Source organism: Mycobacterium sp. pUA109 (assembly GCF_041287095.1).
GTDB lineage: Bacteria > Actinomycetota > Actinomycetes > Mycobacteriales > Mycobacteriaceae > Mycobacterium.
This window is the reverse complement of record NZ_JBGGKS010000016.1, coordinates 122,452-145,190: the sequence shown is the minus strand read 5'-3', so window position 1 is coordinate 145,190 and position 22,739 is coordinate 122,452. Positions and strand designations below refer to the sequence as shown.

26 protein-coding genes and 1 pseudogene are annotated in these 22,739 nt (G+C 66.7%); 14 read left to right on the top strand and 13 right to left on the bottom strand.

Annotated features, from left to right (window positions below; genetic code table 11):
- Positions 1–9 precede the first annotated feature (9 nt).
- From ACAG26_RS18995 to ACAG26_RS18985, 3 genes and pseudogenes are all read left to right on the top strand, one after another.
- Positions 10–165 (top strand): annotated as a pseudogene (locus tag ACAG26_RS18995) (type II toxin-antitoxin system Phd/YefM family antitoxin); the annotation flags it as partial.
- A 92-nt stretch (positions 166–257) separates the two neighbouring features.
- Positions 258–656 carry a type II toxin-antitoxin system VapC family toxin gene (locus tag ACAG26_RS18990; protein WP_370484611.1) on the top strand — a complete coding sequence of 133 codons (399 nt, stop codon included), beginning with the start codon at positions 258–260 and terminating at the stop codon, positions 654–656.
- A gap of 197 nt (positions 657–853) precedes the next feature.
- Positions 854–1,861 carry an Rv2578c family radical SAM protein gene (locus ACAG26_RS18985; protein WP_370484610.1) on the top strand — a complete coding sequence of 336 codons (1,008 nt, stop codon included), beginning with the start codon at positions 854–856 and terminating at the stop codon, positions 1,859–1,861.
- On the opposite strand, the gene ACAG26_RS18980 is transcribed toward ACAG26_RS18985, so the two are convergent.
- Positions 1,858–3,417, bottom strand: a complete 1,560-nt coding sequence (locus ACAG26_RS18980; protein ID WP_370484609.1) for a purple acid phosphatase family protein — start codon at positions 3,415–3,417, stop codon at positions 1,858–1,860. The two genes, ACAG26_RS18985 and ACAG26_RS18980, sit on opposite strands and share 4 nt — an antisense overlap.
- Before the next feature lie 65 nt (positions 3,418–3,482).
- Between ACAG26_RS18980 and ACAG26_RS18975 the strand changes: the two genes are divergently transcribed.
- Positions 3,483–3,899: a hypothetical protein gene (locus ACAG26_RS18975; protein ID WP_370484608.1), complete on the top strand. Its 417-nt coding sequence runs from the start codon at positions 3,483–3,485 to the stop codon at positions 3,897–3,899.
- Position 3,900: 1 nt separating this feature from the next.
- On the opposite strand, the gene ACAG26_RS18970 is transcribed toward ACAG26_RS18975, so the two are convergent.
- Together ACAG26_RS18970 and ACAG26_RS18965 are read right to left on the bottom strand one after the other, a co-directional pair.
- A complete protein-coding gene (locus ACAG26_RS18970; RefSeq protein ID WP_370484607.1) occupies positions 3,901–4,239 on the bottom strand; it encodes a gamma-glutamylcyclotransferase family protein in 339 nt (112 codons plus the stop codon).
- Positions 4,236–4,757, bottom strand: a complete 522-nt coding sequence (locus ACAG26_RS18965; protein ID WP_370484606.1) for a helix-turn-helix domain-containing protein — start codon at positions 4,755–4,757, stop codon at positions 4,236–4,238. The genes ACAG26_RS18970 and ACAG26_RS18965 overlap by 4 nt, the downstream gene beginning before the upstream one ends.
- Before the next feature lie 68 nt (positions 4,758–4,825).
- Here ACAG26_RS18965 and ACAG26_RS18960 point away from each other — a divergent pair, with 68 nt between their 5' ends.
- Both ACAG26_RS18960 and ACAG26_RS18955 read left to right on the top strand, forming a co-directional pair.
- Entirely contained in the window at positions 4,826–5,620 is a 795-nt protein-coding gene (locus tag ACAG26_RS18960) for an aldolase (RefSeq protein WP_370484605.1), read from the top strand.
- 3 nt (positions 5,621–5,623) lie between these two features.
- Positions 5,624–6,505: a dihydrodipicolinate synthase family protein gene (locus ACAG26_RS18955; RefSeq protein WP_370484604.1), complete on the top strand. Its 882-nt coding sequence runs from the start codon at positions 5,624–5,626 to the stop codon at positions 6,503–6,505.
- A gap of 5 nt (positions 6,506–6,510) precedes the next feature.
- Here ACAG26_RS18955 and ACAG26_RS18950 read toward each other — a convergent pair whose 3' ends face one another.
- Positions 6,511–7,392 carry a neutral zinc metallopeptidase gene (locus ACAG26_RS18950; RefSeq protein WP_370484603.1) on the bottom strand — a complete coding sequence of 294 codons (882 nt, stop codon included), beginning with the start codon at positions 7,390–7,392 and terminating at the stop codon, positions 6,511–6,513.
- A 463-nt stretch (positions 7,393–7,855) separates the two neighbouring features.
- Here ACAG26_RS18950 and ACAG26_RS18945 point away from each other — a divergent pair, with 463 nt between their 5' ends.
- Genes ACAG26_RS18945 through ACAG26_RS18930 form a run of 4 tightly spaced genes read left to right on the top strand, consistent with a single transcriptional unit; the run spans position 7,856 to position 10,009 of the window.
- Positions 7,856–8,155 carry a PE family protein gene (locus ACAG26_RS18945; RefSeq protein WP_370484602.1) on the top strand — a complete coding sequence of 100 codons (300 nt, stop codon included), beginning with the start codon at positions 7,856–7,858 and terminating at the stop codon, positions 8,153–8,155.
- Between the two features lie 11 nt (positions 8,156–8,166).
- A complete protein-coding gene (locus tag ACAG26_RS18940) occupies positions 8,167–9,375 on the top strand; it encodes a PPE family protein (RefSeq protein WP_370484601.1) in 1,209 nt (402 codons plus the stop codon).
- A gap of 41 nt (positions 9,376–9,416) precedes the next feature.
- Positions 9,417–9,713: a WXG100 family type VII secretion target gene (locus ACAG26_RS18935; RefSeq protein ID WP_071023654.1), complete on the top strand. Its 297-nt coding sequence runs from the start codon at positions 9,417–9,419 to the stop codon at positions 9,711–9,713.
- Positions 9,714–9,724: 11 nt separating this feature from the next.
- Complete coding sequence (locus ACAG26_RS18930) at positions 9,725–10,009, top strand: WXG100 family type VII secretion target (RefSeq protein WP_071025891.1); 285 nt, start codon at positions 9,725–9,727, stop codon at positions 10,007–10,009.
- Between the two features lie 98 nt (positions 10,010–10,107).
- On the opposite strand, the gene ACAG26_RS18925 is transcribed toward ACAG26_RS18930, so the two are convergent.
- Entirely contained in the window at positions 10,108–11,181 is a 1,074-nt protein-coding gene (locus ACAG26_RS18925; RefSeq protein WP_370484600.1) for a hypothetical protein, read from the bottom strand.
- A 116-nt stretch (positions 11,182–11,297) separates the two neighbouring features.
- Complete coding sequence (locus ACAG26_RS18920) at positions 11,298–11,810, bottom strand: SRPBCC family protein (protein WP_370484599.1); 513 nt, start codon at positions 11,808–11,810, stop codon at positions 11,298–11,300.
- Positions 11,811–11,892: 82 nt separating this feature from the next.
- On the opposite strand from ACAG26_RS18920, the gene ACAG26_RS18915 reads away from it, so the two are divergent.
- On the top strand, positions 11,893–12,204 hold the full coding sequence (locus ACAG26_RS18915) for a hypothetical protein (protein WP_370484598.1): 312 nt from the start codon (positions 11,893–11,895) through the stop codon (positions 12,202–12,204).
- A gap of 101 nt (positions 12,205–12,305) precedes the next feature.
- On the opposite strand, the gene ACAG26_RS18910 is transcribed toward ACAG26_RS18915, so the two are convergent.
- A complete protein-coding gene (locus ACAG26_RS18910) occupies positions 12,306–13,196 on the bottom strand; it encodes an oxidoreductase (RefSeq protein ID WP_370484597.1) in 891 nt (296 codons plus the stop codon).
- Between the two features lie 72 nt (positions 13,197–13,268).
- Here ACAG26_RS18910 and aspS point away from each other — a divergent pair, with 72 nt between their 5' ends.
- Positions 13,269–15,035 carry an aspartate--tRNA ligase gene (gene aspS / locus ACAG26_RS18905; protein ID WP_370484596.1) on the top strand — a complete coding sequence of 589 codons (1,767 nt, stop codon included), beginning with the start codon at positions 13,269–13,271 and terminating at the stop codon, positions 15,033–15,035.
- 117 nt (positions 15,036–15,152) lie between these two features.
- Here aspS and ACAG26_RS18900 read toward each other — a convergent pair whose 3' ends face one another.
- Together ACAG26_RS18900 and ACAG26_RS18895 are read right to left on the bottom strand one after the other, a co-directional pair.
- Positions 15,153–15,560 carry a type II toxin-antitoxin system VapC family toxin gene (locus ACAG26_RS18900; protein WP_370484595.1) on the bottom strand — a complete coding sequence of 136 codons (408 nt, stop codon included), beginning with the start codon at positions 15,558–15,560 and terminating at the stop codon, positions 15,153–15,155.
- The gene (locus ACAG26_RS18895) at positions 15,557–15,817 is read right to left on the bottom strand and encodes a type II toxin-antitoxin system Phd/YefM family antitoxin (RefSeq protein ID WP_370484594.1); all 261 of its coding nucleotides are present in this window, start codon (positions 15,815–15,817) and stop codon (positions 15,557–15,559) included. Before ACAG26_RS18895 ends, ACAG26_RS18900 begins: the two co-directional genes overlap by 4 nt.
- Positions 15,818–15,868: 51 nt before the next feature.
- On the opposite strand from ACAG26_RS18895, the gene ACAG26_RS18890 reads away from it, so the two are divergent.
- Together ACAG26_RS18890 and ACAG26_RS18885 are read left to right on the top strand one after the other, a co-directional pair.
- Positions 15,869–16,270: a PaaI family thioesterase gene (locus ACAG26_RS18890; protein ID WP_370484593.1), complete on the top strand. Its 402-nt coding sequence runs from the start codon at positions 15,869–15,871 to the stop codon at positions 16,268–16,270.
- A 51-nt stretch (positions 16,271–16,321) separates the two neighbouring features.
- The gene (locus ACAG26_RS18885) at positions 16,322–16,759 is read left to right on the top strand and encodes a nitroreductase family deazaflavin-dependent oxidoreductase (protein ID WP_370484592.1); all 438 of its coding nucleotides are present in this window, start codon (positions 16,322–16,324) and stop codon (positions 16,757–16,759) included.
- A gap of 27 nt (positions 16,760–16,786) precedes the next feature.
- On the opposite strand, the gene ACAG26_RS18880 is transcribed toward ACAG26_RS18885, so the two are convergent.
- The 4 genes from ACAG26_RS18880 to ACAG26_RS18865 form a co-directional block, all read right to left on the bottom strand.
- Positions 16,787–17,215, bottom strand: a complete 429-nt coding sequence (locus tag ACAG26_RS18880) for a transglycosylase family protein (protein ID WP_370484591.1) — start codon at positions 17,213–17,215, stop codon at positions 16,787–16,789.
- 375 nt (positions 17,216–17,590) lie between these two features.
- Positions 17,591–18,628, bottom strand: coding sequence for a hypothetical protein (locus ACAG26_RS18875; protein WP_370484590.1), 1,038 nt, complete (start codon positions 18,626–18,628; stop codon positions 17,591–17,593).
- Positions 18,629–20,148: 1,520 nt separating this feature from the next.
- Entirely contained in the window at positions 20,149–21,285 is a 1,137-nt protein-coding gene (gene gjpA, locus ACAG26_RS18870) for an outer membrane porin GjpA (protein ID WP_370484589.1), read from the bottom strand.
- A gap of 1,044 nt (positions 21,286–22,329) precedes the next feature.
- Complete coding sequence (locus ACAG26_RS18865; protein ID WP_370484588.1) at positions 22,330–22,710, bottom strand: MmcQ/YjbR family DNA-binding protein; 381 nt, start codon at positions 22,708–22,710, stop codon at positions 22,330–22,332.
- Between the last annotated feature and the right edge of the window lie 29 nt (positions 22,711–22,739).

Sequence of the window (22,739 nt, the reverse complement as noted above, 5' to 3'; positions counted from 1 at the left end):
CCTCGCTTCATGAAGTCGATCTCCGTCGGTGAACTGCGCCAGAATCCCGCTGCAATGATCGCCGACCTCGAAGGGGGCGAGCCATACGCGCTGACCCGCCACAACCGCCGGATCGGCACAATCGTTCCCGCCGCCTCGTCGGCAAGCCTTATCCCCCGGAAAGCAAGCGGACCCGCCCGTACCTGCACAATCGCCCGGCATGACCTCACCACGGCGTCGACAATCGATGAGCTTCTCAACGAAGAAAAAGGTCTGTGGTGACCTACCACTACCTCGACAGCTCCGTCGCGGTACGCATCATGCTCGGCCATTCGGCGTCAGCGGCTCAATGGTTCGACAGCACGACCGGCAACGACGACGATCGCGTCGTTTCCTCACGCATCCTGCGCACAGAGATCACTCGCGTATTGCGGCGGGAGAGTTTGCCGGTCGCCGACCGCGACCAGATTCTGGACTACATCGACACGATCCCGCTCGACCACGCCGTTTTGCAGGAAGCGGAAGCAATCGTCCCTCACATTCGCACGCTCGACGCCATTCACCTCGCGTCGGCGTTACGTTCCGGACTCGATGACCTTGTTATCACCACGCACGACGTGACGATGAAATCAGTGGCTGTGACGCTTGGTTTCCGGATCACCGATCCGGTGGAATAGCGCCCAACGGACCGCGCTTGCGGGCACTGGTGACGCTGGCGCCTTACCGGCCCTCTTCCGTCCGGGAGCGAGACGCCGCACGCGGGCGTTTTTGATGAGTGAACGCGCATCCGACCAATTCCGGGACCCCTGGGACTCCTGAGGTCGGCGAGGCGTCTGCACTTGACAATTGCTCGAACAAAGATTCGAATTGAAGCATGCGCTGGGCGAAACAGGGCATCGACGTCGACGACGGGGCGCTGCCGGGACTGCAGCGCATCGGCTTCGTCCGCAGCGTGCGCACCCCGCAGTTCGACGGCATCACCTTTCACGAGGTGCTGTGCAAATCCGCGCTGAACAAGGTGCCCGACGCGGCCCAGCTCCCGTTTCGCTACACCGTCAACGGCTACCGCGGTTGCTCGCACGCCTGCCGGTACTGCTTCGCCCGGCCCACCCACGAGTACCTAGACTTCGACTGCGGCACCGACTTCGACAGCCAGGTCGTGGTCAAGACCAATGTCGCCGACGTGTTGCGCACCGAGCTGCACCGTCGGTCATGGCACCGCGAGACCGTCGCGTTGGGCACCAACACCGACCCCTACCAGCGCGCCGAGGGGCGCTACGCGCTGATGCCGGGCATCATCGCTGCGCTCGCCGAGTCCGGCACACCGTTTTCCATCCTCACCAAGGGCACCTTGCTGCGCCGGGATCTGCCGCTGATCACCGCGGCGGCGCAACGGGTTTCGGTCTCGGTGGCGGTGTCGCTGGCGATCGCGGACCCGGCGCTGCACAACGACGTCGAACCGGGCACCCCGACACCACAGGCGCGCCTAGGGCTCATCGCCGCGATCCGCGACGCCGGGCTGGACTGCCACGTGATGGTGGCGCCGGTGTTGCCGTACCTAACCGACGCGCCCGAGCACCTCGACGCGCTGTTGGGACAGATCGCGGCGGCCGGCGCCACCAGCGCGACGGTGTTCGGGCTGCACCTGCGCGGCAGTACCCGCGGTTGGTTCCTGTCCTGGCTGGCGCGTTCCCATCCGGAGCTGGTCGCCCGCTATCGCGAGCTGTACCGCCGCGGCGCCTACCTGCCGGCGAGCTACCGCGAGCGGCTGCACGCCACCGCCGCGCCGCTGCTCGCGAAGCACCGGTTGACCGGCGACCACCGGCCCTTCACCGCCGCAACCCCGCCAGCGGTGGCACCGGTGCAGCCGACCCTGTTCTAGCCGCCGCGCGGCTTGGTCAAGGTGAACTGGTCGATGACGCTGAGCGCCCCGAACGGTCCGTGCACCGCGTAGTGCGTCGCCTTGATCGACGTGGTGCCGCCGGGCTGGCCGGGGTCGACCTCGAAGGCCGCGAAACCGTACGGGTTGTCGCGGTCCCGGAACACCGACCAGGGCGCCTCCTCGACCACATAGATCGGCGCCTTGCGCCCGATCCCCGGATCGAAACCGCCGACCCCGGTCAGCACCCGGCACCGGGGCGTGTCAAAGAACATGGCATTGGACGGCTTGGATGTGCCACCCCCGCCGATGACGACGTGCACCGTGCCGGCGGTGGTATCGATCACGTCGGGCCGCGTCGCCACCGGGATCGGGGTGCGGGTGTCGGTACCCAGGGCCCCACGGAGCGGATGCGACCGCTCGTAGTGGTGCTCGTGACCGCACACCACCAAATCCACCCCGTACCGGTCGAACAGCGGCAGCCAGTCGGTGCGGATACCCAGGTCGGCGCCGTTGGTGTGGTCGGCGGTCGAGATCGCGGTCTGATGCATGCAGACCACCACCCAGTCGACGTCCGGGTCGCGCCGCGCCGAGGCGAGCTCGGTTTCCAGCCAACGCTTCTGCGCACCGCCGGAGTATCCGTGCACATAGGTATTACCGCCGTCTTGCAGGCAAACGTCGTCGTTGGCCAGGCTGATCACCCGCACCGAGCCGGCGGTAAACGAGTACCACAGGCCGCGCAGCTCGGCGTCGGCGCCGGAGTCGGGCAGCGCGAAATAGGTTTGGTAAGCGGCATAGCCGATCGGCCCGTTGCCGCGCTCGTTCTCGTGGTTGCCGGCGGCCGGCATCCACGGCCGGTACCGCGCCGAGCGGGTGTTGTTGGCGAACCAGTCCGACCAGGTCCGGATCCGGTCGGTGGCCAGGTTGGCGTAGCACAGGTCGCCGTTGATCAGGTTGAACAGCGGGCCGATCCGCTCGATCGCGGCGGTGGTGTCGCCGGCCGCCGGCGAGCCGAGGTTGTCGCTGACATAGGCGGAGCCCGCCAGCTTGCCCAGCGTCGGGGTGGCCTGATCGCCGAAGCTGGTGAAACACAGTGGATGTCGTCCCGACGGGGCGGTGCGCACCGTCCCGGTCTCCGGGTCGGTGCCGTCGTGCACGGCGGCGTACACGTAATCGGTGTCCGGGGCCAGTCCGGTCAGCCGCGCGTGGTTGACCCGAACCTCGGTGCCCGACTTGGCGTCCCGGTAGGTGCGGGTGTCGGCCGACACGCTGCGCCCGAAACCGTCCGACGGGGTACCGAGCAGGACCCGGGGATTGCGCACCGCATCGGTGGTGTGCCAGGACACCACCACCTCGCGCGCGGCGTCCTGGCCGAACTGCAGGTGCAGGCCCTCCACCGGCGGCGCGCCGTTGGTCGGGGGCCGGCTCCACAGCGTCGGCCCGCGCCCGGGCGGGGCCAGCAGCGTCGCCCCGGCGGCGCCGAAGCCCGCGCCGAGAATCGCCGACCCGCCGCCCACCAGCAGCGTTCGGCGGCGAAGACCCGACTGCGCAGCATCCACCCCTGCTTCTTACCGCATCGGGCACGCGCACGCCGGGTTGTAACGCTCCGGTAGCGTTCCCGGATATGACGAGCGTGCGTAAAACGACAACCAGGATCGGGGCGGCACTGACGTTGGCGGCCGCCGGAGTTGCGGTCAGCCAGGGAACATCACACGCCGACGGCCACCAGGTCACCTACACGGTGACGGCGACCAGCGATCTGACCGTCAACGTCCAGTACATCGAGACCGATCCGCCCAGCCAGTCGGCTTACGACGCCAACTCATCGCAGTACCTCAAGCAAATCCGCACCCCGATCAGCGCCGGTCAGCCGCTGACCTACACGGTCACGCTGGCCAACCCGAACCAGTGGGCGCTGGTTACCGCCAGCGGCGGCTTGCGGATCAACCCCGAATTGCACTGCGAGTTGGCCGTCGACGGCCAAGTGGTGGTCTCCCAGCAGGGTGGCAGCGGGGTGACCTGCGCGACCCGCCAGTGGTAGCTCACTCGGCGAAGACGTACACCCAGGCGTGCGGACCGGACCGCAGCGGCACCGAAATCCGGCGGTAGTCGTCGACCTCGTAGTCGTCGGCGGCGGCCAACTCAGCTTCGCTGATCTTGAAGACGGTGCCGTCGACGTGCGCGTCGGGTCGGTCGGAGGGTTTCAGGATCGGGTGGCGGTCGCTGCCGCTGGTGGCCACCACGTGCGGGTCGGTGATCGTGACGTAGTCCAGCTCGTAGCCGACGATCGCGTCGTCGTGGCCGTCGAGTTCGCGTCCGAACGTGGCCAACTGCACTTCGCGTTGGCGCAACGTGCCGTAGGAGAACAACAACTCGCTCACTGCGGGCTCCCGGGTTCGTTGTAGGCGACGACGACCACCTCGGCCGGCACGTCGCCGACCGCACGGATCTTGTGGTCGACCGATGCGTCGAAGTAGGCGCTATCCCCGGTGTCCAGGGTGACGGTCCGGTCCCCGTAATCCAGCGCGATCCTCCCGGCGTGCACGAACACGAACTCCTGGCCGGTGTGGGTCGGATGGGGGTCGTCGGTGACGGTGCCGGTCGGGTGAACCACAAACGGCGACATCGCCTTTCCGAGCAGCCCCGGGGCCAGCGCCCGGTAGCGTCCGGCGTCGGCGGCCCGGTCAATGGCCAGGGTGTCCTCGGCGGGCTGGTCGGAGAACAGCTGCGCGACATCGACGCCGAACGCCCGGGCCACCTTCATCGCCGCGGCGATCGACGGCGTGCTTTGTCCACGCTCGATCTTGGACAAGTAGCTTTTGGTCAACCCGGTCTCGGCGGCCAGCGTTTCCAACGTGAGGCCTCGCTGCCGGCGAATGGTCCGCACCAGTGCAGTCACAGCGACATCATGACACAAAGTGTCCTATAGTGGTGTCAGTGTCGCATCGCCGAGAGCGAGGGAATCCGATGGCTAGCACCTTTACCGCCTCGAAGTCCGAGCTGATGCAGAGCGCTCAGGACCGTTTCGCCGCCACCTTCGCCGATCCCGGCTGGACCACCCGACAGAAGCTGGCGCTGACCTGTCGGGCGTTGTTCGACGCCGGACACGACTCGGGTTTGGCCGGTCAGATCACCGCCCGCGCCGAGCAGCCCGGCAGCTACTACACCCAGCGGCTGGGCCTGGGATTCGACGAGATCACCGAGGACAACCTGCTGGTTGTCGACGAGGACCTCAACGTGTTGGCCGGGGACGGAATGGCCAACCCCGCCAACCGGTTTCACAGCTGGATCTACCGGGCCCGGCCCGATGTGCAGTGCATCGTGCACACCCACCCCTTCCACGTGGCGGCGCTGTCGATGCTGGAGGTGCCGCTGACTGTTTCGCACATGGACACCACCCCGCTGTACGACGACTGCGCGTTCTTGTCCGAGTGGCCCGGTGTGCCGGTCGGCAACGAGGAGAGCGAGATCATCTCGGCGGCCCTGGGCGACAAGAAGGCCATCCTGCTGGCCCACCACGGCCAGATCGTGGCCGGTGCCAGCGTGGAGGAGGCGTGCTCGCTGGCGGTGCTCATCGAGCGGGCCGCCAAACTGCAGCTGGCGGCGATGGCCGCCGGGACCATCCAGCCGCTGCCCGAGCAGTTGGCCCGCGAGGCCCACGACTGGACCCTGACCCCGAAACGCAGCCAGGCGAATTTCGCCTACTACGCCCGGCGCGCGCTGCGGCGCCACCCCGATGCGTTGACTCAACAAGGAGACTGACACGTGCCCGACGCCCCGCAGTTTCACGGCATCATCGCCTACCCGGTCACCCCGTTCGCGCCCGACGGTATCGACACCGCGCGGCTGACCCGGCTGGTCACCCGGCTGGTCGACGCCGGCGCGCACGCGATCGCCCCGCTGGGCAGCACCGGCGAGCTGGCCTACCTCAACGAGGCCGAGTTCGACACCGTCGTCGACACCTCGATCGCCGCGGTGAACGGCCGGGTGCCGGTGATCGTCGGCGCGTCGGATCTGACCACCGCCAACACCATTCGGCGGGCCCGTTACGCCCAGCAGGCCGGCGCCGACGCGGTGATGATCATCCCGGTGTCGTACTGGAAGCTGTCCGAGCGGGAGATCGAGCAGCACTACGCGAGCGTGTCGGCGGCGATCGACATCCCGATCATGGCGTACAACAACCCGGCGACCAGCGGGCTGGACATGCGCCCGGAGCTGCTGGTGCGGATGTTCAACACCATCGACAACGTCACCATGGTCAAGGAGTCCACCGGGGACCTGTCCCGGATGCGCAGCCTGGCCCAGCTCAGCGACGGCCGACTGCCGTTCTACAACGGCAGCAACCCGCTGGTGCTCGACGCACTGCGGGTCGGCGCGGCCGGATGGTGTACGGCCGCACCGAACCTGCGCGCCCAGCCCTGCCTGGACCTCTACGACGCGGTGCGCGCCGGCGAACGGGATCGGGCGCAGGCGCTCTACGACGACCTCAAGCCGCTGCTGGAGTTCATCGTGGCCGGTGGCTTGGCCACCACGGTCAAGGCCGGTCTCGAGTTGCTCGGCGTCCCGGCCGGCGACCCCCGCCCGCCGCTGCTGCCGTTGGACGAGGCGGGCCGCGGCCAGCTCAAGGAGCTGCTCACCGGGGTGTGACCGCGTTAGCCCAGGTCGCGGGCCGCGAACGTGTCGCACCGGTTGGGGTCGCCGGTCTGGTAGCCGACGGTGAACCAGTGTTGGCGTTGCTCCGAGGAGCCGTGCGTCCACGACTCCGGGTTGGTGCGGCCGGTGGCGGCCTGCTGGATGCGGTCATCACCGACCGAGGCCGCCGCCGACAACGCGTCGCGGATGTCGTCGTCGCTCAGCGGCTCCAAGAACGGCACCCCGGTGCTTTCCTGCCGGGTGATCGACGCATAGTGCGCCCACACCCCGGCGTAGCAGTCGGCCTGCAACTCGGTGCGCACCCCGTTGCCGGCGGCACCTTGGGCGCCCTGCTGGGCGCGGCCGAGCACCCCGGCCAGGTTCTGCACGTGGTGGCCGAACTCGTGCGCGACCACGTATTCCTGGGCCAACGGCCCGCCGCTGGAGCCGAACTGGTCGACCAGCAGTTGGAAGAAGTCGGTGTCGAAATAGGCGGTTTTGTCGACCGGGCAGTAGAACGGCCCGACGTCGCTGGTGGCCGCTCCGCAGCCGGTGTTGACCTGCCCGCTGAACAGCCGCACCTTCGGCCGGGTGTAGCCGCGCAGCAGCTGTGACCACACCGCGTCCACGGAGTTGCCGGTGGCCACCACCCGGCACTGCACGTACTTGTTGGCGTCGGCGCCGGTGCGGCACTTGTTCAGGTCGAATCCGGGGGCGATGTTGTCGTGGGTGTCGACCGGTTGTTGGGTGAGCACATTGCCGGGGTCGACGCCCAGCAGCAGCGCCACCACCATGATCACCAGCCCGCCGAGGCCGCCGCCGAGGGCGATCCGGCGGCCCCCGCCGCCGCCGCTGCTCGACGTGGTGCTGGTGTCGATCTGCATACCTTCGTTGAAGGTCATCGCACGCTCCGTGGGTCCTGTTGGGGCTGGTTAGCGGTTGTTCCAGCTTTGCACACCGCCTCGGCGCGTGCCCGACGTTGGGAACCTTCGGCGCGGCGTCGCCGCAACCCCAAACCTGAGAGTTCGTCCATTTTGTTGGACGGCTCGCTTATGCAATGTTAATTTGCTCACGCCCGGCGGACCGGTTCGCGGCTCTGCAGGACGTAGCTAACAAAACCTGTTGTGAATGTGCGTCAATTGAGCCGCACTGCGTGGAGAGGTTGCCCACTTGGTGCTCCGGAGACGTCGCCCGACCGGAAATTTTCTGGTCGGGCGTCCAACTTCCAGCGACCCCGATGACGGGTCGTGGGGACGCGTCGGTCGTGTCCCGGCGTGGGGTTGCCCGGTAGGGCGAGAAGCCGACGAGCCAACGACTGCTCACAGACTTCTGTGGGCGAGTGCTCAGGTTTAAGGAGGAGTACAGGTGTCGTTTGTCAACGCTGAACCAGAGATCATGTCGGCTGCGGCCGGAAACCTCGCGAGCATAGGTGACTCGATGACGGCCGGGGCGTCGGCCGCCGCGGGTCCGACCACGGGGGTGGTAGCACCGGCCGCCGACCTGGTATCGGCGTTCGCGACCGCCCAGTTCGCGACGCACGCGGAGTTGTTCCAGGCGATCAGTGCGCAGGCCGCGGCGGTGCACGAACACCTGGTGGCCAACTTGACCTCCAACGCCAGCGCGTACGCCACGGCCGAGGCCGCCAACGCGGCGACCACGGGCTGAGCGGGGCGGCGATGAGCTTCTTGGCTTTTCCGCCGGAGATCAACTCCGGGTTGATGTATGCCGGTCCCGGCTCGGCGTCGTTGATGGCGGCCGCGGCGGCCTGGGACGCGTTGGCCGCCGACCTGAGTTCCTCAGCGGTCTCCTACGGTTCGGTGGTGTCCGGGCTGACCGGCGGTCCGTGGACCGGTACCTCCTCGACGGCGATGACGAGCGCGGTCGCTCCGTACGTGGCGTGGCTGCAAAACACCTCCGATCAGGCCGCACAGATCGGTGCGCAGGTCAAAGCGCAGGCCGGGTTGTATGAGACCGCGCATGCCGGGACGATCCCGCCGGCGGTGATCGAAGCCAACCGGGCGCTGTTGGCCGCGCTGGTCGCGACCAACTTCTTCGGGCAGAACACCCCGGCGATCATGGCCGCCGAGGCGATGTACGGCGAATTCTGGGCGCAGGACGGGGCGGTGATGGACACCTACATGGCGTCGTCGCAGTCCAATGTCTCGACGCTGGAGAAGCCCACTCCCGCACCGGCGGCCGCGAAGGCCACGGGTGTGGATCAGGCCGCGGCCGCCAAGGCGGTCGTCGAGAACACCGCGCAGAACGCCACGGCGCAGGTGACGCCTGACCCGTTGTCGGGGATCTTGGATCCGGGCAGCCTAGAGACCGCGATCAACTGGGTAAATACCGAGCTCAACCAGATTCCCATTGTTGGCAGCTTCCTGGGGACACAGCTCACCAACCCGGCGTCGCTGGCGAACTACGGCAGCATCCCGGCCCGGTTCGCCATGTACCCGATCAGCATGCTCATGCAGTTGGCCCGGATGGGGCAGAGCGGCGCCACCAGCCTGACCGGGATGGGGGCTCCCGAATCGTTGATGACCGCGATCGGCCAATTCGTCGACGGGAAACTGCAGGGCGCGGTGGGGACGCTGGCCGGCCACTTCACCTCGGCGACCCAGGCGATTTCGGCCAAGCTGGGCCAGGCGGCCTCGATGGGGGCCCTGAAGGTGCCGCAGGCGTGGTCCGCCGCGGCCGGTGGCACGATGGTTCGGGCCGCGCCGGTGCTGCCGAACACCGCCATCAGCGCGCCGGCCATGTCGTCGTCGGCGTTCCCGGGCGGCCCGCTCGGTCAGGCGCTGATGGGGGCGCTGAGCGGCAAGGGGCTGAGCAGCGTTGCGGCCAAGGTACCCAAGGTAATCCCACGCTCGCCGGTCGGCGGGTAATCGAGAACTGTTGACGGGCAACGAGTTAAGGAGACACGGAGATGCCTACGCGTTTTATGACGGATCCGCATCAGATGCGGGCGATGGCGGGCCGGTTTGATGTGCACGCCCAGACGGTTGAGGATGAGGCCCGCAAGATGTGGGCGTCGTCGACGAACATCACGGGTGCTGGTTGGGGTGGGACCGCGGCCAACACCTCCTACGACACCATGGGGCAGATGCAGACGGCGTTTCGCAACATTGTGAACATGCTGCACGGGGTGCGTGATGGTCTGATTCGGGATGCCAATAACTACGAGCAGCAAGAAGCCGCGTCGCAGACGGCGTTGAGCAGCTAAGGAGCCCACAGATGAGCATCAATTACCAGTTCGGCGACGTGGATGCGCACGGTGCGCTGATCAAGGCTCAGGCCGCGTCGTTGGAGGCCGAGCACCAGGCGATCATCGCCGACGTGCTGGCCGCCGGCGACTTCTGGGGTGGGTCGGGTTCGGTGGCTTGCCAGGAGTTCATCACCCAGTTGGGTCGTAACTTCCAGGTGATCTACGAGCAGGCCGCCACCCACGGTAACAAGGTGCAAACCGCTGGCGGCAACATGGCCTCCACCGACGGCGCCGTCAGCGCCAGCTGGGCCTAACCGCACCGTCGTACGCGGCCTTACGCGCGCCGAGTGGGAACTGAGGGACAAAAAAGCGGCGTGTCGCGTCGCCAGATTCACACTCGGCGTTCGTCGTCTCAGCGCGCGGGAGCCACTGCCGCGCACGCACCCATCACCGTCATGCTGGCGTAGGTCGAGGCGTTCGCTAAGTGTTGGTCGACCACTTCATAGGTCGGTATCGCGAACACGAAGGCGTTGCGGTACTGCGCGGCCAGGTCGGCGAAATCCTGCAGGATGGGGTTGTCCGAGCGCAGGCCCAACTGCTGCATCTTTTTGGAATAGCTGTTCATCACCATGCCGACCGCTGAGTTGACGGCTTTTTGTTGCGGGTTCCAGAAGGTGGCCGGGATGTTGGGATCCAGCTGCTGCCATTCGGCGGTGTCCGCCGCGAACTTGTCGGTCACCGACTTCCATTCTGCGCACACGTCGTTGGGTTGCGGCAGGTAGGGCATCGGATTGTTGGGATTGCCCACCGGGGCGGTCGGGTTCGGTGCGGGTGCAGGCTCCACCAACGGTCCGCGCACTGCCGCCGGGCCGTCGGTGATTGCGTTGCAGATCTCGGCCAGCGTCGCCGCGGCGCTGTTCGCGGTCGCCACCAGGTTACTGTCCTTCGGCGTGTAGTTCTGGACCCGCTGACCGTAGGTGCGCGCGTAGGCAATGAACTGCTCGTAGAGTTCGCGCATCACCCGGTGCGGCGTCAACTTGACTAATCCGACGGTTTGCGCGGCCGTGGTGCGCAACACTTGTGCGGCAGCCATATTCAGCTTGCGCTGCTCATCGTCCCACGCCGACGCCGGGATCGACTGGTCCCGCTCGTTCCATTTGCCGCCGCCGATCGCCGCCAGGGTGCCCACCAGGTTGCTGTCGATTCCGGTCCACGCTGTGCAGCTGGGGTCTTCGGTGATGACCCGGACTGGCCCGGTGTCCTGAGCGCTGGCGATCCCGGCGGTGTCGGCTCCGGAGCTGGGGGTAGACGGTGCTAGCCCGGTGGAATCCTTTGGGGTATCACCGCCGAACAACACGACGGCAACCAAGACGATCGCCACGACCGCCAAGACGATGACGGCCGCCAAACCCCATTTCAGGTTGTTGTTTGGTTTCGGCTCGTCGATGTCGTCGTCATCGTCGTCATCGTCGGTGTCGTAGCTCACAACACCAGAGCTTAGAGTACGACGCACCCACTTCGGCGATGTACGGACGAATGCGCCGCGTCGACGACCCCGATATGGTTAAACGGTTTGGGCCGCAATGAGGTTTCGGTGAGCGACTAGCTCTGCCGCACCGGCGCGAACCGCTTGTCGGTGTAGTGACGCAAGTTGGTCAGAAACCGGCGGAACGCCAGATTCAACAACGGTCGAACGATCGGCATCACCAGCCGCGCCGGGCCGGCCGGTTTCTGTGCCAGCGTCCAGGTCAGCCGACAACCGGCCGGGGTGGGCTGCACCCAGTAATCCTCGGCGAATGCGGCCACCGCCCGCGACGAACACTCGTTGAAGCGAAAAGCCATGCGGCTAAATGGCTCCCAGATGAGGAATTCTTCGTCGCCGACGATCCCGCCGCGCATGTGCACGGTGCGGGTGGTGCCGACACCGCGCGGCTCGGGACTGGTCCAGATCACCTTGGTGATCACCGTGGCCCAGTGCGGCCAGGACTCGGCGTCGGCGAGCACCTCGAAGACCTGCTCGGGGGTGATCGCCAACTCCACGCTGTTGCGGAACCGGTACGGCGCGGTCTCGGTGAAGCCGACCTCGACGCGCTCGCAGGGATATGCCTTTGCCATGGGGACCTCCGGATGCGGTTGGCCACACCTTAGCGGTCGGCCGATTCCCGGGTTTGCGCGGCAACACCTGGCGGACCTGCTGGTGAAATGGCCGGAGCAGATCGCCCAGGCGCTCACGGCGGGTATGGACGGTCTGCCCGCGAGCGCGGGGACACTCGCCTTCGATCCCACCATGTTCACCGACTCGCTGTTCGGCGCCGACGGTTTCGCGACCCTGCTGACCGGTCTGGATCTGCCGAGCGCGCTGACCGGAATCCTGGACCCGGCGGACTTCCTCAACGCCTTGGGCATCGGTGGCGCGGACGCGCTCGGTGGTCTGGGCGCGGAACTGACCGGACTGCTTGACCCGGCGTCGCTGCTGGCCGACCTATTCGGCGGGCTGCTCGGCTTCTGAGCGACGGAAGCCGGATGCTGGTTGTTGACTCTGCGTCTACCACGCGCGCTACTCGCAGTTCTGCCTGGTAGACGCAGAGTCAGCGCCCGCGGGCAACTCGCTTAGCCCGGCCCGTCACTGGCCGCGGCCAGCAACGGCACCAGCACGTCGCCGATCGGGGTGGGCAGCTGATGCCGGCGGGCGCGGTCGGTGATCACGGCGTTGCGCACCTCCCACTCCAGCGCGCGATGCGCCTCCCGGTCGGCCAGCATCGAGGTGCCCATATCCGCGGGGCCCCGCGCAAACAGCCCCACCACGTCGTCGACCACCTCATCGCCCAACCGGGCGCCCTCGGCGCGCGCCACCGCCACACACTCGCCGGCATAGGCGCGGGCCAGCGCGGCGACGTCGTCGCGGCGAAACATCCCGGCGCGCCGCCCGGAGAGCACCATCAGCCCGGCCACCGCGTTGACCAGCAGCTTGCGCCAGGCCGCGGTGGTGAAATCGGCGTCCAAATCCACCGTGCAGCCCGCGTCGCGCAGCAGCGTCGCCACCGACTCGGCGGCCGGGCCCACCGGCAACGCCAGCCGCGGCACCCCGCGCAACCGCACCCACCCCTCGGGCTGGGTCTCGGCACCGAACCAGACAATGCCCGGCAGCACCGTCGACGTCGGGCAGTGCGGGGCCACCCGCTCGACCTGCTCGACCCCGTTTTGCATGACGCACACCACGGTGTCGGCGTCGCAGAGTTTGGCCAGCCAGCCCGCCGCGGCGTCGATCTGGGTGGTTTTGACCGCCACGATGACCAGCCCGACCGGGCCGGTGACCTCCCCGGGGTCGGTGTGCACCGGACCGGGCACGACGATCGCGTCGGCATCGTCGGGGCGCACCTCAAGGCGGTCCCGTGGGGTGTGCCCGCACAACAGCAGCCGCTGCCCGGCCGTGTGCAGATAGGCGGCAACGGTCGCACCGATGGCGCCGGGCCCCACGATCGCGATCGGTGAAGTGGCCATGGCACGGAAGTTACCGCCTGGCCGCCCCTCTACACTGGGCAGGCTGTCCAAACCGTTCCCGAGGGGGTCTTTGTGCTGCGCAGCCACACCGCCGGTTCGTTGCGGGCCGCCGACGCCGGTGTGACGGTCACGTTGGCCGGTTGGGTGGCGCGGCGGCGCGACCACGGCGGCGTCATCTTCATCGACCTGCGCGACGCATCCGGCGTGTCGCAGGTGGTGTTTCGCGACCCCGAGGTGCTGGCCCAGGCGCATCGGCTGCGCGCCGAGTTCTGTGTCGCCGTGTCCGGGGTCGTCGAGATCCGGCCGGCCGGCAACGAGAACCCCGAGCTGCCCACCGGCGAGATCGAGGTCAATGCCACCTCGCTGACCGTGCTCGGCGAGAGCGCGGCGCTGCCGTTTCAGCTCGACGAGCCGGCGGGGGAGGAGGCCCGGCTGCGCTACCGGTACCTGGACCTGCGCCGCGAGGATGGGCCGGGTGCGGCGATCCGGTTGCGCTCCAAGGTGAATGCCGCCGCCCGGGCGGTGCTGGCCGGCCACGACTTCGTTGAGATCGAAACACCGACCATGACCCGGTCCACCCCGGAAGGGGCGCGCGACTTTTTGGTGCCGGCCCGGCTGCAGCCCGGCTCGTTCTATGCGCTGCCGCAAAGCCCGCAGCTGTTCAAACAGCTGCTGATGGTCGCCGGCATGGAGCGCTACTACCAGATCGCGCGGTGCTACCGCGACGAGGATTTCCGTGCCGACCGGCAGCCGGAGTTCACCCAGCTCGACCTGGAGATGAGCTTCGTGGACGCCGAGGACGTGATCGCGGTCGCCGAGGAGATCCTGGCCGCGCTGTGGGCGCTGATCGGCTACCAGCTGCCGTTGCCGCTACCGCGGATGAGCTACGCCGACGCGATGCGCCGCTTCGGATCCGACAAACCCGACCTGCGGTTTTCGCTGGAACTCGTCGAATGCGCGGAGTTCTTCAAGGACACCACGTTTCGGGTGTTCCAGGCGCCCTACGTGGGCGCGGTGGTGATGCCGGGCGGGGCGTCGCAGCCGCGGCGCACCCTGGACGGTTGGCAGGAGTGGGCCAAGCAGCGCGGGCACAAGGGGTTGGCCTATGTGCTGGTCGGTGAGGACGGAACCCTGTCCGGCCCGGTGGCCAAGAACCTGACCGACACCGAACGCGCGGGGCTGGCCGACCACGTCGGCGCCGCGCCGGGGGACTGCATCTTTTTCTCGGCGGGGCCGGCCAAGGCGTCGCGGGCGCTGCTGGGGGCGGCGCGCGTCGAGATCGCCAAGCGGCTGGACCTGATCGACCCCGACGCGTGGGCGTTCACCTGGGTGGTGGACCCGCCGCTGTTCGAGCCGGCCGATGAGGCCACCGCGGCCGGGGAGGTCGCCGTCGGCGGCGGCGCATGGACGGCGGTGCATCACGCGTTCACCGCGCCCAAGCCGGAGTTCGCGGCGGCGCTGGAATCCGATCCCGGTGTGGTGCTGGCCGACGCCTACGACGTGGTCTGCAACGGCAACGAAATCGGCGGCGGCTCAATCCGTATCCACCGCCGCGACATTCAGCAGCAGGTGTTCGCGGTGATGGGCCTGGATGCCGAGCAAGCCCAGGACAAGTTCGGCTTCCTGTTGGACGCGTTCAGCTTTGGCGCGCCCCCGCACGGTGGGCTGGCGTTCGGCTGGGACCGGGTGGTGGCGCTGCTGGCCGGGGTGGACTCGATCCGGGAGGTGATCGCGTTCCCCAAGTCCGGCGGCGGGGTCGACCCGTTGACCGACGCGCCGGCGCCGATCACCGCCCAGCAGCGCAAGGAATCCGGCATCGACGCCAAGCCGTCGGCTTAGGTTTCGCGCCCTCGCTCTCGCGTCTTTGCCCCTTTGCCTTTGCGCCGAGATCGACGTGGGCGCGGGTCGTACTCGAACTTTTCCGCGCTGCAGTCGATTTCGGCGTTGCGGCGGGGGCTAGACACGGATGACGGTGAGGTTGGCGGCACCGTCCAAGGCGGCGAAATCGTCGTCCTGGGTGATGACTGGCAGCGTTCGCGATGCGGCGATGGCCGCAATCCATAGGTCGTTGATGCGGACCCGTCGACCGGTCTCGGCGAGGTGAATGCGCAGCCGTGCCCACATGCGTGCGGCGTCCTCGTCGACCGGCAGTAGTTCCATGTCCGCGACGGAGTCGAGGGTCGCCAGTCGTTGCGCACGGGTATCGGAATTGCTGGCGGCCAGGACGCCGGCGGTGAGTTCGGCGAGGGTGACGACGGTGGTTGCGAGCTTCGTGGGGATCAGCGACTCATCGAGTTCTCGGCCGGTTTCGGTTGCGATGAACACCGACGTGTCGAGCAGGCCCGCCGCCGGAGTCGTGCTCATCGGATGGGCTCGAGATCATCGGTGGTGTCGCCGGCCAGCGCAGTGAGGTCTTCGCGCAACCCCGGGTCGGCTTGGGTTCGGCGGAGTCGTGCGAGGAATTCTGCTTTATCCAGCCAGCGCCGACGTTGGGGGCGAACGGCCGTCAGAATCGCAGCGGGACGGCCCTTGACGGTGATGGTGATGTCTTCGCCGGCCTGCACTCGGCGCAGCACTCCAGCTGTGTCGTTGCGCAGGTCACGAGATGCTACTACAGCCATGCTACAAACGTAGCACTTCCGCCCGCGGACACGGTAGGTCAAGCTGGCCTCATGGACACCAACGACCTGACCCACCTGGCCGCCGCCATCCCGTTCGCCGCCGCCCTCGGTATCGAGGTCGGGGAGGTGACGCCGCAACGGGTGACCGCCACCATGGACTGGGCCGCCGAACGGTGCACGGCCGGCGGGATCCTGCACGGGGGAGCGCTGATGGCGTTCGCCGACACGATCGGCGCGCTGTGCGCGGTGGCCAACCTGCCGCCCGGTGCCGGGACCTCGACGATCGAGTCGAAGACCAACTTCTTTCGGGCGGTGCGCGGCGGTGTCGTCACCGCAACCTGCGTCCCGCTGCATGTCGGGCGGACCACGATCGTCGCGCAGACCAACCTCACCGACGATCGGGGCAAGCTGGTCGCCCAGGTCACGCAAACCCAGGCCGTGCTGTCGGGATAACCGGGGCGTCGGGCCGGAATAGCGGCGCCACCGCTGCGGGTTGTGCCCGGCATGGCACAGCAGATCCCGGACGCCGGCACGATCAAGGCGTTCAATACGAGCATCGTCGAGGAGTTCCGCGGCAACGGCGGCAAGGTGGGTGGCCAGTTCGCCGGTGCCGACCTGTTGTTGTTGACGACGACGGGCGCGAAGTCCGGTCAGCCGCGGGTGACGCCGCTGGCCTATCTGCGCATCGACGGCAAGCTGATCATCATCGGCTCGTATGCCGGGGCCGATATCCATCCGGCGTGGGTGCACAATCTGCGGGCCCATCCGCGGGCGCACGTCGAGATCGGCACCGAGTCGTTCGAGGTCACCGCCCGTGAGTTGCCGCCCGTGGAGCGGGATGCGGTGTTTCCCCGGATCGTCGCGGTAGCACCGGGTTTCGCGGATTACCAGGCCAAGACGACCCGGGTGATCCCGCTGTTTGAGCTGCAACCGACGCGTTAGCGTCGGGTCGGGATGCCCGCGGTGGGGTTAGTGCGGCACCCATCCCCAGATGGTTTTGACGACGGTGCGGAACGGCCGCCACACCGGAATATCGGGGATCATGCCGGGGCCGCACCGAGGCCACGCCTCCGGACCCTGCACGGCCAAGACGCGGTTGGCGACCGCGATCTGCTCATCGCGGGGGGCGTCGGCCGGCGAACCGACACCACCGAACTGCTGCCAGGTGGATTCCCGGAACTGCAGACCGCCGTAGAAGCCGTTGCCGGTGTCGGCGTGCCAATTGCCGCCGGACTCACATTGCGCGACCGCATCCCAATTCACGGCATCCGCGTGCGCCACCGCCGCCGACGGACCCAGTAACGCCGCAACGCCCCCGGCGATCAACCCCGATCGGGTCAGTGACCTGCGGCGTCGTCGCGGCCGGACGACACGCCGAAACCTCACCTTGCGTTGCATATAACAACCTCCGTGATAGGTGTCTACCGGTGAGGTTTTCGAGCTTAGCGGGATAAATGGGGTTAATAGCAACTTTAAGTAACTAAGTTATTTAAGAGGTTGATATGCGCTAGTGATATAAAAGTTATTGCTGTTACTAGAGTGGCTTGAGATTCTCCTGTTATGTGTCTGTAGTGTTTATAGTTAAGTAGAGTTACTCAAGTGACTTGAGTGGCGGTCGCTAGCTGAGCTCCTACACGGTGGTGCTCGTGGCCTGATGCAGCGCGGTACAGGCGACTTCATCCGGAGGCTGAGACGAGTTGGGCCCCTCCCGGTGACGGGAGGGGCCCAACTTGCTGTGGTCTCAGCTGCCGCGGGGGCAGACCTCGAGGGGGTTTAGAGGAACGAGAACCACATCGACGGGTCGCCGAGTATGGATGCGAACTCGGTGGGCAGCTGGGTGAAGATATCGCTGATGGCACCGAGATCGAACCCGCTAAAGAGGTCGCCGAGGTTGAACACATCGCCCAGGTTCAGGATGTTGCCGAGCTCGCTCAGCAGGTCCGCTCCACCGGCCGCCGGCGCGATGGCCTTTGCGAGTTCCACCGGCAGGTTCAAGAGGGCGGCAATGGGTCCGCTCTCGAAGCCGTTGAACGGGCTGAGAAGCCCTGGTGCGCCGAGCGGCTCGTACCCGTTGAGGAATGCGCCGGTGACCGTGGCGGGCAGGTTGATGAGGTCGCCGAACGCCGTCAGCGGATCCCCGGCCTGCACCGCGTCGAGGGTTCCTTGCAAGCTGTCGCCCAACGCCGTCCATGTCCCATAGATCGGCTGCAGGATGCCCAGAAACAGCGGCAGCACGGTGTTCACGTCCGTCAACGTGGTGACGATATTGGCGAAGTTTTGCGCCATCGTTGCCGGGATGTCCAGCGCACCGGAGGTCAGCAGCGGAACCGCGGTGTCAAGCAGCCCGGTGAGCACGGAACTCCAGACGTTGGAGAACGCGCCGGTGATGTTCCCCGCGAGGAGAGCGTCGAACGCCTGTCCGAGGAAGTACTGCAGGCTGTTGTACGCCGCATCGCCGGTGACGTAGGTGAAGAAGTTCGACAGCGCGTCGGTGCCAGCCGTGACCAGGGTTTGGCCGTAGCCGAGCTGATTGGTCAGGACTTGGGTCAGCAGCGGGAACGGGTCGGCTAGCCAGTCGGTGGCGATCGTCGACACGTTATTGAACGCGTCGCCGAAGACGTTGATCCACGGCGTGATCGGGTCGAGGCTGGCCAGGCTCAGCGCGTCGCCGACGTCGTCGACCAAGCTGGTGAGCTGGATTGACGGCACCTGAACCTCGGGCAGCGATGTCGCGAGGGGAGTGACGGCGATCATGCTGGCGCCGGTAAGAACGACGCCAGCGGTGACCCAGGGGCGAAGGGCTAGCTGCATTGCTCTCCTTATGAGGGTTGCCAATGTGACGGGTTTCACAGCTGGCGAGCCGAACGTTACCTGAGCGTAAGCTTAAAAACAACAATTCTCGGACAATTCAATAAGTCAACCTATGGTGCGTCAAGAAATGCAGCTGGCACAGCGGCGGATGCTGCTTCGGCTGGGATCGTGCCCGCAGACCCGCCGACTGCGGGACGTGTTTTAGTAGGTCATAGCGCCACAGCATCGAGACTGACCGGCTTGGCGCCCAGCGCACCGGTTTGCTAACGCTGGGTCGGCGCCGGTTGCGTTGGGCGGCGCACCGCACGGGCGGGGCTGGCGGTCGATTGAGCGGTCGTTGCCCGGCGTGCACGGCGCGCTCGCGGTGGTCGATTGCGCACCTCTATTGCTTGGCGTGAACAGGCTTTCACCCCACCTGGCGGCGAATTCGCACGAGTTTGTGGACTGTCACCGCTCGGTACCGACGAGTGACTGGCCTGGGCGGGTGTCAACGGGATCGGGTGCCCAACCGTCGTGGTCGCCACGGGATGCGGGGTGGGTCCGGCGGGAGCTTCCCGTGTGCTTCGACTGCGGTGGTGAGCAGCTGCTTTGCTGGGCCCGCGCTGGCGCGCAGCCGGTGCTGATGCCGCCGGCGATGGGCGCGTTCTGGGTTGCCGTGAACGGATAACCATTAACTGAGAAAAATATGATAATACAGGTTTCGACGGCGAATTCTATGACGGGGGCCGAGTTAGTCCATGAGGCTATCGATAATTGCGCTGAGCCCCTTTCGGGTATGCGACGATGATTTCTATTCGTCCTCTTTTCGGCATTGCGTCCGCGTTGCCGGGAACTGGAGGCACGATTTTGCTCGCCGTGTGGGTGCGGCTACACCGCCAAGCCGCATCCTCTACCTGGGTGTATGTCCCGCGTCGGCTCCGGGGACGGGTACCGCCGTGCCGACGTCCGGGGCGCGCGCCCGGGACGGGCGGGCGGGGATCAAACGGCGGGGTCTCCTGCTGCGGGGGTCCAGCATTACCTCAGAATAAGCCAAGAAAAATATAAGTTCCGAAAAATTGGAGTCTTTCTGCGCGACGACGCGTTCGGCAGCCGAGACGAGCCGGGAAACCGCCGGTCGGTGGGCGCCGGAGATCGTCCAGGTCGGCGCGATTCGGAACCGCTTGCGGTGGACCAGCGTTGGGCTCTGCGGGCCAATCCCACGCCGGGTAAGTAGTTTGCTGGCCGGTGGCTCGACCGATGCCGATCGGCACCGCGGTTGCTGTCCAGGTTTCCGGATAGCATCTGTCTGGTACGGCAAAGATCGCCGCCTGCAGCTCCTGGTGAGTGCACATGACCTGCCGGATGTATAGGAAACGCCTAACTAACTCTCAGGAAACTTGGGCGTCGGCGGGGTGTCGGATCGTCGGCCGACACGTCTTTTGTCGGTCGGTAAAAGCAGGCAATCGGTCCCCTTCCGGGGAAGGGGACCGATTGCCATCTGGCGCCTGCCTACCGGCAGGACTCGCGGGGCGTCATGGCGTTCAGAAGAACATCGTGAGCAGGTTGGTGAGTAGTTCACCGCTCATCAATGCGGCCATGTCGGTACCCAGGCCGTTGACCAGCGCGTCGATGCCGCCGCTGGCCATCATGGTCGACATCTCGGTGCCGCCCTGGGTCAGCAGGTCCGCCAGCGGGTTGCCGACGCCGTCCCAGCCGAGGGCGACCGCGATGGACTGCGCGAACTCCACCAACGACGCAATCGGTCCAACCGCCTCACCCGTGGCGAGTGTGACGTTGTCGATGAAACTGCCGTCAAGGTAAACGTCAGCGCTGGTGCCAACGGCTTGCAGAATCGAGCCGCCCGCGCTGAGTAGTCCACCCATGTACAACGGCAGCGACGTGATGGTGCTGTCCAACCCGGGGACTAGCGGTAGCGAAGGCAACGTGATTCCCAACTGCGCCAGCAGCGGCACCAGGTCAACCGTGCCGTACCCGTTGAGGAAGGCGTCGATCATGTTGGCGGGCATGTTCAGGACATCCTGAAACGCCGTCCCGAAATCGGCCCCGCCGAGGGCGTCGGCGATACCGGTGACGTCGCTGCCGAACTGCAGCACCGGGCTTAGTCCCGTCCCTAGGGTGCCCAGGAGGACGCCGCTGAGAGGTGAGGCGGCGAAATCCACCAGCCCGTGCAGCAGTGACTGGAGATCTGCATTATCGGTGAGCCCCGGTATCGCGAATTGCTGGATGATTTCGAAGAAATCTTGGTGGCTGGCATCCAGCGAGTTGTACAGGGCGTCGGTGGCGTCCGGCGTCACGAACGGGTTGACGAGCGCGGTGCCGACCGCGCTGAGGTGGTCCCCGATCTGATCGAAGATCCCGGCAGGGTTGGTGACCAGGTCGTCGAGGTATCCGACTTGGTTGACCAGAATCTGCTGCAGCACCGGCAATGGAGCCGCGGCGAAGTGGTTGAAAATCTCTGCGGCGTTAGTGGACGCCGCACCGAAGGTGTCCCCCCATGTTCCGACGACTGAGTCGATGATGCCGCCGTCGGCGGCGGTGAGTTGAACCGACGGCATGGTGATGTCCGGCAGCGGCGGTGACACCGGGCTAACGGCGATCATGCCGGCGCCCGTGAGGGCGACGCCGGCAGTGATCCACGGACGCATGGCTAACTGCATTGCTCTCCTAATTGACAGGCGTCACCGTGATCGGCTTCACAATGACGGCCCGAACGTTACTTGAGGGTAACCTGAGTCGGCAAGTGATTCCGCAAAGTTCATAGCTGCTATTGCTAACTGCGGGGCCGATGCCGTCCGGCGGTGCAGGTGGTTGGCATGCCGACGTTCTCGGCCAGCTGGACAGCCTGGTCCCAACCTTCGCCGGCGGCCGCTGACCGTTGCATAGGTTATGGATGTCTCGTTTGCTGATTGCCCGACCTCATTGCGCCAGGCGCTGCCTTCGTCGCGGTGGCGGCGCATAGTTGCGACATGGCGCTATCGACGACTGCGGCAAATGGCTCGATGCTGCTCCCCGCTCATCGCAATAATCTTTGCTGCAGTCTAGCGGTACTCCGAGAGTTCCAGCATAAGCGAGGTTATGGAGCGTCACTAAGCGTTGCTTGCGTCTCACTTGTGCATGCGGGATCGGCGCTCAGTGGGGCGGAGCTGGCAACCCGTGGATAGCGCAAGAGCTAGCAAAGAAGCGCATAGATTGCCCACAGGCGCGTCTCAGCTGGCTCAGGACAGTCGGGCGTCGCCGGACCCGCGTCACGGGGCCTGGGGTAGCGGGGGACCGCGCATACCAGCTAACTTGTGAGCCTAGCGGGAAGCGGCTGTTTAGCAGTCGCAAAAAAGTCCAGTTATCTGGACTTTTCGTATAGATGGACCTGGATCCCGGGCCGCCGGGCCGGGACTCGTGGCAATGGGCGCCGCACCATGCTGTGCGCCCCTGCGACTTGAGCGACCGGGTTCAACGTGGGCGCGACCCCGTGCCAGGCGTTCCGCAGAACGCCCACACAATCGCGGCCGGCCGGAGGCCGACACCGCGGGCCGCGACCTGTCGGCGCTGCGCGTCGGGGTCTCCGGCGGCGCGGCGATCTCCGGCGAGCTCAAGCCGTAGGGTCGGCGCCCAACGTGCGCTCACGGCGGAAATCCGCGCGAAATCCCGCCGTGGATGCACGTTCGGTGCGCGGGCGGGCCTTCAACGCGACCGGTGTCGCACCCTCACGTCTGCTCGGCGAGGAACTCCTTGACCAACTGCTTGGGTGCCTGGGTCAGCCAGGCCTCGGTGATCAGCTCGCGCAGCCCGAGCTCCCCGATTCCGTCCAGTCGGACCAGCACCGCCGGATAGCCGTCGAAATGCGGGGTGGTGAAGAAGATCTCCGGTTCGTCGCCGATCAGCGCGAACTTGACCCCCTCGTCGGCCACCCGCACCCCCAGGATGTCGCCGCTGGGCGCGTCGGCCCCCAACGCTTCGCGGTCGGACTTGCGCAGCGGTCGTTCCCACGCGAGCAATTTCTTGCCCACCCGCCAGTCGTGCGGGGATTGCTCTGCGGTCAGCGGCAGCTCCTCCACGACGCGGGCGACGTCGTCCCAGGTGGCCATATGTCGATTGTGCGCCCAAAGAAGGCATT

Bases quoted from the DNA above. Each gene is read 5' to 3' on its own strand.
- ACAG26_RS18920 (WP_370484599.1), bottom strand. From the start codon at position 11,810: ATGGCAAAGGCATATCCCTGCGAGCGCGTCGAGGTCGGCTTCACCGAG.
- ACAG26_RS18950 (WP_370484603.1), bottom strand. From the start codon at position 7,392: ATGACCTTCAACGAAGGTATGCAGATCGACACCAGCACCACGTCGAGC.
- ACAG26_RS18960 (WP_370484605.1), top strand. From the start codon at position 4,826: ATGGCTAGCACCTTTACCGCCTCGAAGTCCGAGCTGATGCAGAGCGCT.
- ACAG26_RS18940 (WP_370484601.1), top strand. From the start codon at position 8,167: ATGAGCTTCTTGGCTTTTCCGCCGGAGATCAACTCCGGGTTGATGTAT.
- ACAG26_RS18910 (WP_370484597.1), bottom strand. From the start codon at position 13,196: ATGGCCACTTCACCGATCGCGATCGTGGGGCCCGGCGCCATCGGTGCG.
- ACAG26_RS18880 (WP_370484591.1), bottom strand. From the start codon at position 17,215: ATGCAACGCAAGGTGAGGTTTCGGCGTGTCGTCCGGCCGCGACGACGC.
- ACAG26_RS18985 (WP_370484610.1), top strand. From the start codon at position 854: ATGCGCTGGGCGAAACAGGGCATCGACGTCGACGACGGGGCGCTGCCG.
- ACAG26_RS18895 (WP_370484594.1), bottom strand. From the start codon at position 15,817: ATGGCTGTAGTAGCATCTCGTGACCTGCGCAACGACACAGCTGGAGTG.
- ACAG26_RS18865 (WP_370484588.1), bottom strand. From the start codon at position 22,710: ATGGCCACCTGGGACGACGTCGCCCGCGTCGTGGAGGAGCTGCCGCTG.
- ACAG26_RS18900 (WP_370484595.1), bottom strand. From the start codon at position 15,560: ATGAGCACGACTCCGGCGGCGGGCCTGCTCGACACGTCGGTGTTCATC.
- ACAG26_RS18885 (WP_370484592.1), top strand. From the start codon at position 16,322: ATGGCACAGCAGATCCCGGACGCCGGCACGATCAAGGCGTTCAATACG.
- ACAG26_RS18930 (WP_071025891.1), top strand. From the start codon at position 9,725: ATGAGCATCAATTACCAGTTCGGCGACGTGGATGCGCACGGTGCGCTG.
- ACAG26_RS18890 (WP_370484593.1), top strand. From the start codon at position 15,869: ATGGACACCAACGACCTGACCCACCTGGCCGCCGCCATCCCGTTCGCC.
- ACAG26_RS18935 (WP_071023654.1), top strand. From the start codon at position 9,417: ATGCCTACGCGTTTTATGACGGATCCGCATCAGATGCGGGCGATGGCG.
- ACAG26_RS18875 (WP_370484590.1), bottom strand. From the start codon at position 18,628: ATGCAGCTAGCCCTTCGCCCCTGGGTCACCGCTGGCGTCGTTCTTACC.
- ACAG26_RS18975 (WP_370484608.1), top strand. From the start codon at position 3,483: ATGACGAGCGTGCGTAAAACGACAACCAGGATCGGGGCGGCACTGACG.
- gjpA (WP_370484589.1), bottom strand. From the start codon at position 21,285: ATGCAGTTAGCCATGCGTCCGTGGATCACTGCCGGCGTCGCCCTCACG.